This window comes from Leptotrichia sp. (assembly GCF_057270615.1).
This window is the reverse complement of record NZ_DBHIXN010000062.1, coordinates 1-10025: the sequence shown is the minus strand read 5'-3', so window position 1 is coordinate 10025 and position 10025 is coordinate 1. Positions and strand designations below refer to the sequence as shown.

At 29.6% G+C, this 10025-nt stretch carries 9 protein-coding genes and 1 riboswitch; all 9 genes read right to left on the bottom strand.

Translation table 11 applies throughout. From position 1 onward, the window contains the following. Positions 1 to 794: methionine adenosyltransferase (gene metK, locus ACO409_RS09205; protein ID WP_485556601.1), on the bottom strand; the 794-nt coding region annotated here is incomplete at its 3' end. A gap of 83 nt (positions 795 to 877) precedes the next feature. Continuing rightward, positions 878 to 977, bottom strand: a riboswitch (SAM riboswitch). Positions 978 to 1107: 130 nt separating this feature from the next. Continuing rightward, positions 1108 to 2331, bottom strand: a complete 1224-nt coding sequence (locus ACO409_RS09200) for a tetratricopeptide repeat protein (protein WP_485556599.1) — start codon at positions 2329 to 2331, stop codon at positions 1108 to 1110. A gap of 44 nt (positions 2332 to 2375) precedes the next feature. Next, positions 2376 to 4055, bottom strand: a complete 1680-nt coding sequence (locus ACO409_RS09195) for a phospholipase D family protein (protein ID WP_485556597.1) — start codon at positions 4053 to 4055, stop codon at positions 2376 to 2378. A 41-nt stretch (positions 4056 to 4096) separates the two neighbouring features. Continuing rightward, positions 4097 to 5464 carry an MATE family efflux transporter gene (locus ACO409_RS09190; RefSeq protein ID WP_485556594.1) on the bottom strand — a complete coding sequence of 456 codons (1368 nt, stop codon included), beginning with the start codon at positions 5462 to 5464 and terminating at the stop codon, positions 4097 to 4099. Positions 5465 to 5495: 31 nt separating this feature from the next. Next, a complete protein-coding gene (locus tag ACO409_RS09185) occupies positions 5496 to 6377 on the bottom strand; it encodes an endonuclease/exonuclease/phosphatase family protein (RefSeq protein WP_485556592.1) in 882 nt (293 codons plus the stop codon). A gap of 372 nt (positions 6378 to 6749) precedes the next feature. Beyond that, positions 6750 to 7322: an elongation factor P gene (gene efp / locus ACO409_RS09180; protein WP_485556590.1), complete on the bottom strand. Its 573-nt coding sequence runs from the start codon at positions 7320 to 7322 to the stop codon at positions 6750 to 6752. 119 nt (positions 7323 to 7441) lie between these two features. Beyond that, positions 7442 to 8206, bottom strand: coding sequence for an SIMPL domain-containing protein (locus tag ACO409_RS09175; protein WP_485556588.1), 765 nt, complete (start codon positions 8204 to 8206; stop codon positions 7442 to 7444). 118 nt (positions 8207 to 8324) lie between these two features. After that, positions 8325 to 8954: an orotate phosphoribosyltransferase gene (gene pyrE, locus ACO409_RS09170; RefSeq protein WP_485556586.1), complete on the bottom strand. Its 630-nt coding sequence runs from the start codon at positions 8952 to 8954 to the stop codon at positions 8325 to 8327. Positions 8955 to 9166: 212 nt separating this feature from the next. Continuing rightward, the gene (locus ACO409_RS09165; protein WP_485556584.1) at positions 9167 to 9970 is read right to left on the bottom strand and encodes a dihydroorotase; all 804 of its coding nucleotides are present in this window, start codon (positions 9968 to 9970) and stop codon (positions 9167 to 9169) included. Between the last annotated feature and the right edge of the window lie 55 nt (positions 9971 to 10025).

Sequence of the window (10025 nt, the reverse complement as noted above, 5' to 3'; positions counted from 1 at the left end):
GGATCTTTTCCAGAAAATGCTCCTCCACCATGTCTAAAGTATCCACCATAAGTATCAATTATAATTTTTCTTCCAGTAAGTCCTGAATCTCCATGAGGCCCTCCAATTACAAATCTTCCAGTTGGATTAATATGAAATTTTCTAACATTTTCAATATTCAAGTTATATTTTTCCAATACAGGTTTTATCACAAGTTCCTTCAAGTCCTTTTCAATTTGTGCATTTGTAACGTCTTCATTATGCTGTACAGATAAAACTACTGTATCAACATTTAATAATTTCCCATTTTCATCGTAAGCTAATGTAACTTGGGCTTTTGCATCAGGTCTAGCCCATGCAAGTGTCCCATCCCTTGTAATCTTAGTTAATTTTTGAATAATTCCACGTGATAATACAAGTGCCAAAGGCATCAATTCCTCAGTTTCATTAACTGCTCCTCCAAACATAATTCCTTGGTCTCCAGCTCCACCTGTATCTACACCCATTGAAATATCTGGTGATTGCGAGTGAATAGTATTTAGTACTCCACAGTCAGAGTCAAATCCCATTCCTGGACGATATCCAATCTCATAAATTTTATCTCTAACAATTTTTTGCACATCTACATAAGTTTTAGTTGTAATTTCTCCTCCAACAACTACAAGTCCAGTAGTTGCAAATGTCTCACATGCTACTCTTGAGCTTTCATCATCCGCAAGGCAAGCATCTAGTATTGAATCTGAAATTTGATCACAAATTTTATCTGGATGTCCTGGTGATACAAATTCCGATGTAAAGTAAATTTTTTTAGTCATTTATTTCCTCCTATTTTTTTATTATTTTAATTTTATTATTTAAAAAAAAACTCTTCCACTAAGGAAGAGAATTAAAATTCCTATCCTTATCTTTGCATCTTTTATGCCGGATTTAGCACCTTGTAATTACAGGTTGCTGGATACTTAAAACGGGCCGTTCCCTAATATCTCTCTTGATAAGTTTTAATTAAATTGTCCTAAAAAATTTTAAGTTTGATTTTCAAATAACTTTATTATAAAATAAGTATATAATATTTTCTTTAAAATGTCAATATGTAAAAAATAATTTTTTGTTATTTTATATAACTATATTTTATTTGTTATATTCAGCTGCTTTTTTCTTCATAATTTCATCTATATTTACATCTGAAGTTTTTTCAGAAGTTTTTTCAGAAGATTTAGTTACTTGTGCCTTTGACTGTTTACTAGATTCATCTGGCTTAACTTCATTTTTTGTGGCTTCTTCTGCTTTATTTCTACTCTTTACATCATTAAGCGTACTTTCAGTAAGACTTGAAGAATTATTATTTCCTAAAAATGTATTAACTCGTTTATCATTAGATTTTTTCTCATTAACAACTCCACCTTTTTCAATTCTTTCTACTGTAGCTGCAGCATTTTTATCTCCATTTTTAGCTGCAATTTTATACCACTTCAAGGCTTCTGACATATTATTTTGTTGATGGTATGACATTGCGATTGGCATTGCCAAGGCTTTGTTTCCAGAATTATAAGCCTTCAAAAGATACGGACGAGATTCTGACTGTTTTCCACCATCATATAAAATTGCTCCAATTTCATAATTCGCTTCCTTTACACCACGATTTGCGGCTTTTTGAAACCATTTTACAGCTTCAGATTCATTTTTTAATTCTTTATTCAAAAGTGCCACACGTATATCAGCTTCTTTTATTCCTGCATTATATGCTTTTTCAAATTCAGCTTTGGCTTCTTTATATCTTTTTGCTTTTATCAAATCTATTCCTCTATTATATGCCTCAGCTCCTGGACGCATTCTTATTTGACGTACTCTTTGACCTCCAGCTACTCCTGCTCCTCCAGTACTTGTTACAGCGCCTCTTGGAAGTTTTGCGATTAATTTATTAGCTTCAGCCGTATTTCCTTCTTGTTTCAAAATTACTGCTAGATTATATATTGCTTCTGGATAATTTCTATCAACACCATATTGTAAAATTTGTTTTACTTTATCCATATTTTTTAAATTGTAATAAAGTTGTGCAAGTGACATAATTGCCTCTTTATCTCCATTTTGTGCTTTTGTCAAAGCTTCTGACACTTTTGTAGGATCAATTTTATTATCAATCAAGTTTTGCTGTTCTTCAGGAGTCAAGTTTTTTATATCAGGATTTCCCTGTGCTTGCCCTCCAAGATTAAACATATCTGTATTAATATCCTTACTTTGCTGTTGCTGTTGTGTCTGTGTATCTTTTTTATTATCTTTTTTCTTTTTAAAACAAGACACTGACATCATTCCAATTGCTAAAATTACAACTATAAGCATTATTTTTCTTTTCATTTCTGCTCATTCCTCTCTTTTTTATTTTTATATTAAGCCATAAATTAAAATGAACCTAATTGTGTTGCATCTAATATTTTATACATAAAATCCGTACTTGCTTTTGTAGTTGGTTCATCATCAAAATTAACGGTAAACAGTCCATCTTTGTTTTCCCATAATCTATCAAAATATGCGTAAATATCCTTTGTCAATTTAGAGTCTTTGTTTGTCAAAATTCTAAAATTGGCATCCATTATATATCCACGTATATTTTTTTTAATTAAATTAGCTGAACCAGTTTGTATTATAACATTTCCATCTGTTTTTTTGATTAGTGTTATCTTTGTATGATATTGCTCATTATTAGTAAAATACCATTTTACTTCTATTTTATTTTTAGTCTTTTTCTTTAGCTTTTTAGAAACTGGTTTATTGGGAAGTCCATTAGTACTCATTCCAAAGGCATCCCTGCTTCTATCAAAAATAATCCTAATTTTTACACCACGATTTGCAGCCTTTATTAATCTATCAATAACACCTTTATCAGCCAAAAAATACATTCCCATAAGTATCTCGTCTCCAGCTTTGGTGCTGTCAATATCCTTATTCAGATGCTCCCCAATCTTTGCCTCTGTTATAAACTGCAGCTGATATTTATTATTTTCATCATCAAATCTTGTAAGCACATCTCCATCCTTCATATTGTTCTGATGACCTTTTTCATTAGATTCTTGATTTTCCTGTGAAAGTTTTTCAGTTTGTGCAAATTTTCTCGTTCCCTCTTCCACAAAGCCTTCCCTTTTTTTCTCAATTTCTCTAACTTGCTTTTCATTTTCATCTTCTAAAAAATTATTTTCTGCAAAATTATTTACTACTTTTTTTTCATTTTCCATCAAATTTCCAATTTGACCATTATTTATTCCATTTCCCTGTTTTTCATCAAGATCAATCTTACCGCCTGAAAATTCAGCTACATGCTGCAGTCCATGTAAAACATCCTTTGTGATTTCCCCGTCAGCTGATATTGCTACATTTTCATGAAAATAACTAGGATCATGAATATTAGCACTAGAAATTACAACATTGTTCTCATTCAAAAATATTTTTCTATGATCTGCTTTTACATTCAAGGCCCTTAATAAATTTCTCAAAGTCAATTTAGGCCACATTGGACCGTAAAAATTTCCAATCCAACCTTTTCCCTGCGGATTTCCATGAGGTTCTATCAATGTTCTCCAAATCGGCGAATACCAAGGAAACGTATCTTTCAATTTAAAAATATCCACTGTTATAACATCAATTCCAGCATTTTTCATCTCTGTAATAAATGGATGCTCAAACGCTCCATACAAATTATTATTTTCATCCAAAAGCACATACACTTTCAAATTAGGATTTTCCATCTTCTTCTTGATAAGGCGTCTCATATATTCTTTAGCAAATTCAGGATAATGCTCCTTATCTTTATTATAAATATCATTAAACAAAAACATCTCTACAATCAAATAATCCTTTGCCTCATCCACAACTTTATAAGTTGCATCCCAAATCTTCCTGTCATACCGAATATTCCCATCTTTGTCAAGATAAGTTAAATCATAATGAAACTCAACATTATTACTATCCCGCAAAGGACCTTCATAATTTACTCCAAGTGGCGGGGTTTTTATTGTGGAACATGACATTGTGAAAAGTGCCAAAATACTAATTAGTAAATACTTTTTTCTTTCTGTTAAAATCATTACACTATTTCTCCTTTATTATCTTAAATTTCTCCTATTTTTTAATTTACCAGATTATTTATCCATTTCCTGCTCTTTAACCTCATTACACAAGGAAATATTTTTATAACTTCATCACTGCACGAAAGTAAATATACAATTGCAACTGGCAATCCCGAATAAAGTCCAGAAAAATATGTAATCGGAATCGCAATGAACCAAAGAGGTATAAGATCAGTAAACATTGTCCAAAGCGTGTCTCCTCCCGAACGTAAAATTCCTACTAACAGCTGTAAACTCATCGCTTTTATAAAAATTACAAAAACTTCTGCTTTTACGATTTGCTTTGCCAATGGATAACTTTTGGCATTTATGTGAATTAAGATAAATGGACTAAAAATAAATACAATTGCTCCGATAACAACACCTGAAAGGACGGCTACCTTTAATAAAATTATTGAATAATCATAAGCATTGTCTTCTCTTCCTGCCCCAATTTCATTTCCAATTATAGCTGAAGTCGCGCTTGAAAGTCCAAACAGTAATGTTAATACCAGACTGCTAATTGATTTTACGACTTGAACTGCAGCTGCAAAATCTGTTCCCATTCTTCCAAAGATCATGACATATACACTTGAACCTAATATCCAAAGTATTTCATGAATAAATACGGGAAGCGAGATTTTCATAACTTTTACAAAAAATTCCAATGACAAATCAAATAATTCATTTATTTTCCCTGCAATTGGTAATTTTAATCTGTAAATTATATAAATAATGTAAAAAGTGCTTATAATTCTTGCAATAACTGTCCCAACTGCAGCTCCACGTACTCCCATCGCAGGAAAACCAAAATGTCCAAAAATTAATGTATAATTTATGGCTACATTTATCACAAGCCCAATAACGCTTGAATAAAACGAATATTTTGTTTTTCCAATTGCACGAAGCTGCATATTAAATGCAAATCCAACTCCCACAAGTGGATAAGCCCAAGCCACAATTCTTAAATAATCTGCCCCAATTTTTATAACTTTACTATCATTTGTAAATACAGAAATTACAGTTTCTGGAATAAATAATCCAGCAAACAAAAATAGCAATGAAAATAAAAAACCAACACTGATCGTTATTCCAAGACATCTTTTTAAGTTTTTATAATCCTTATTTCCAAAATACTGTGCTGCCAAAATCCCACCACCACTATTCATCCCAAAAAGTGATGTCATAAAAATCATAAACATCTGATTAGCAAATCCCAGTCCAGCAACCGCTACTGTTCCTAGTCCAAGTATTACATTTTCCTTTCCCACCATAAACATATCCACAAAATTCATGAGTGCATAAATCATATTTTCAATTGCTACAGGTAGCCCAATACTAATCACTTTTTTATAAACTGATTTTTTATTTAATTCTTTTTCTTTCATTTATTTCCTTTCTTTATTTTTCTATTTGTCGTTAATCTAAATCTTCCAATATTGAATATTCTGAAAAAATTAATAGATGATCTGACACGTATTTTTTTATTATAGCATAGTTATTATTTTTTATAAAGTTATAAACTCCAAAATTTCCAGTAAATTCCTTTGTTTTTTTCAAATTTATAAAAAAATTGTCATAAGAGCTTACTAATTTACTATCTGAAATTGTTGTCAAATTTTCTTCGGGGTTTAAAATGTATGAAACGTCATATTTATCAGCCATATTTTTGAAAGCCATATTATCTGCCGCCGCATTAAAATCCCCAGCGATAATTATATCATCCTCATCCGTCAATTTAGAAAAATATTCATAAACATTTACATAACTTGCTGCTTCCAGCAATCTCTGCTTTTCCTTATCTCCAAAAACTGAATGAGCTATAATATACACAAAATCAAAATTTCCAGCCTTAAAATAAGCTCCATAAGGCTCCCTCATAAACTCATTTTCATCCTTTTCTTTATAAAATCCAAGCCCCCTTGCCTCAGAAAACTTGTTTTTTCTATAAACAAACGCAAAATATTCTCGATAATTTTCACTTCCTACAGAATTTTCTGAAATAATGTAATCCCACTTTTCTCCAGTCAATTTTTCCAAATATGCTTTTGCTTTCTTAACACCCTTTTCATTCATGACTTCTTCCAATCCAATCAAGTCAAACTTCACCAAAATTTGTGCAAATGCCTTATAATCCTTTTGCTTTTCCCCTAGCCTAAGTGCATTAAACGAAGCAACTAAAACTGTATTTTCATTCCGATTTATTCCAATTTCCTCATTTATTTTCTTTCTTTTAAAGCAAGAAATTATTCCAAAAATTAAAAATACAAAAAATAATCCTCTAATTATTTTATTTTTCATCTCAATCAACCCCTTGATTATTACTAATATTTATCTAATACCAATCCCCATTTCAAAACTAAAACATATATTTTACTTATTTTCTAGCAACAAGTTAAATTTATCTGTTAAGCAAAATTTACAACAAATCTATTATTTTTAAGTTTTATACTAAAATCTATCTAAATAACGAATACATTATAAATCTTTTTATTAGATTAAATCTGACATTTATTTTTAAATAATTAAAATAAATATTCGCCTTTTAAATGGAGAATAATATAAGCATAGCATAAAAACTTAATTTATATTTAATTTTATATTATTTTTTCAAAAAAAGCTACCGTTTTTTCGATAGCTATAAATTATTATTTATCATTTTAAATTTTATTATTAATTTGCTCTTTCGATATATTCACCAGTTCTTGTATCAATTTTAATTTTATCTCCAATTACTACAAATAAAGGTACTTGCAAGCTATAACCATTTGCAATTGTTGCAGGTTTTGTTGCTCTTCCAATTGTATCTCCTTTTAATCCTGGTTCAGTATAAGTAATTTCTCTAATTACTGTATTTGGAAGTTCTACTCCAACTGGTCTTCCTTCATACATTAATACTTGAATAATCATTTCTTCTTCCAAGAAATTTACTGCATCTCCTAAATCTTCTTTTGTTAAAGCAATTTGTTCAAAAGTTTCTTGATCCATAAAGTTATATTCTCCATCAATTTCATATAAAAATTGCATTTGATTTCTATCAAGAATAATATCATCCATAAGTTCAGTTGCCAAAACTGTAATTTCTTGAATTTTACCAGAAATTAGTTCTTTTGTTTTGAATTTCACTTCTGCTGCTCTTTGTCTTTTTCCTGATGTTGATTGATGTCTTTCAGCTTTTAGTATTAAATATGGAATATTATCCTTTCTATATGTACTTCCTTGTCTTAATTCTGCTGCTGGTCTCATTAATTTTTTCCTCCTAAATTTTACTTTTTATTTATGATTTGTTTTTTTAACTTGTTCATTTTTTTTATTAAGAAATTATTTTTATTAAAAAATTATTTTTAAAATAAATTTAGCCATATCTAATATTTTATCAAATATGTCGCTGTCACTACTACTCTCATTTTTTTATAAATCTGATTAGATTCGTTATCATTTATCTTTTTAATATCTTCCGTATCTTCCAATATTTCAAACTGACCTTGACTCATATTTTTTAATCCGCCAATTTCATTATTGTTTACTTTCAGCATTTCAATTGCTCTTATTTCAGCATTTTTTGAAGCATCTACAACCATATCCTTTTTATATTTTTCGATATTTGTTATAAAATATTCTGGTGCATTTATCTGAATATTATCACTTTGAAGTTTTAATTCAGATAATTTTTCAAAAAATTCTTCAGCCTTGTCAATATCTTTTGTAACAATTGAAATTGTTTCAACTCCATCATAATCTGAAATTTTATTATCCGCTGAAATTGCAGAAGAATTTACATCTGACTGCTGTTTTGCATTTGTTGAATTTTCAATATAATTTGGCTGAATCCGTAAATTTCCAATACTATAATCAGTTTCACTAATTTTTAGGCTTTTAATTAAGTCAGTAGCCAGCTTTTCTTTTTCTGATATGCTATTTTTTAATTTTTCAACATTTTCACTCTTTTCAGAAATCACTATATTTATAAGAGCCTTGTCAGCCTTTATTCTACGTTCTGCCACTCCCTTCACTGTAATCCTGTTTTCATCTTTATTTGCCCTATTCATAGCATTTGAAATTAATGCCGAAGATATTATTAACCCAAAGGACAATATCGTAGGAATTATTATAAATTGTATCTTTTTCAATTTTTACTCCTTTACTGAACTTTATAAATTATTATAATATTCAAGTATTTCAAAATTATGATTCATACACACAAAAGTTCTATCAAATTATAGATTATTTTATAAAAAAAGTCAATTATTATCTTCCCCATTTTTCAGGATTTTTACTCCATTCCAAAGCAATATTTGCTTCATCTTTAGTCAAATAATCAGTTTGTGCCAATAACTTTATTAAAACATCAAAATTTGAAAGTGAACTGAATTTACAGTTATATTTTGCATAATTTTCCTTTGCACTGTCAAATCCATAAGAAAAAATTGATTTTACCTCCAATTCTTTCACTTCTTCCTTTTGAAGTACATCTACTGCTATAAGGCTGCTTTTTCCAGTTGTAATTAAATCTTCAATTACAACAACTTTTTTACCTTTAACTTCAGCTCCTTCAATTTGTTTTCCTGCACCGTGATCTTTTGGTTTATTTCTTACATAAGCAAGTGGTTTTTTCATTCTGTCAGCAATAAATGCGGCCCAAGGGATTCCTGCTGTTGCCACTCCTACAATTACATCAACATCCTTGTCGATTCTTTCAACAAATGATTCTACAATCGTATCTCTTTCATCTGAAAAACCTAAAACATAACGGTTATCACAGTAAATAGGACTTTTTATTCCAGATGCAAATGTAAATGGTTCTCCTACATTAATTTTTACCGCCTTTACATCAAATAATGCCTTTGCCACTTTTTCTTCCAATGTTAAATTAGCCATTTTCCTTAGTTCCTTTCAAATTTTGATTTTTTTATTTAAGTTATATATATCTTATACTACTTTTTGTTTAAATAGCAACCTAGCTGTAAATTTTTCTGCAAGGGGTTAAACCCCCTTGTTATCAAATAATATAAAATAGAATTTAATATTAATTATAATTAATAAAAATAATTTCTTTTATTTTTTAGACCTCTGTTAAATGAAAAACAATATTAATCATGAAATTTAACTTCTTTTCCACTTTTTACATTTTCGTCAATCTTTCCATTTTCATAAACAATTTTACCATTTACAATTGTCATTGTGTTTTTACCTTTTAATTTCCAATTTTCATAAGGTGTCCAACCACATTTTGACTCAATAGTATCATCTACTCCAACAATCCATTCTTTTTTAGGATCAACAACAATTATATCTGCGAAATATCCTTCCTGCAGTTTTCCTCTTTTTTCAATTTTCATTATTTTTGCAGGATTTTCACACATCAGTTTCTGAATCATTTCCAGCGATATTTTACCTTCATTATACGCATTTATCATAAGTGCAAGCGAAGTTTCTACTCCTGGCATTCCAAATGTAATTTTTTCTAACTTTTCACTTATCAAATGTGGTGCATGATCTGTTCCAATTGTATCAACTTCTCCACGATTTATCGCTTCCCACAAAAATTCATTGTCAGATTTTTCCCTCAATTCAGGCTTCATTCTCAAAAGCATTTTATTTCTTTCAGTACTTTCACGAATTTCAGTATTTAAAAATAAATGATGTGGTGTAACTTCAGCATAAACTGGATGTTCTTTTGTATTCACTTTGCTATTTTTCTTTGCATCTATAACTTTTTTCATTTCTTCTGCCGATGGAATATGACATACATAAAGCCCACTTCCATAATTTTTATTTAATTCTATCGCTTTATCAATCATTTCATTTTCAGCATGAACCAGTACCAATTTAGAGTTTTCAAATACTTTTGCCAAAATTTCATCATCTTCAATAAGCATTTCTCCAGTTGACACATTCCTGAACCTCCCACGACTAAAGTCACAGGGTTCTAAAATCTTTAAAAATATT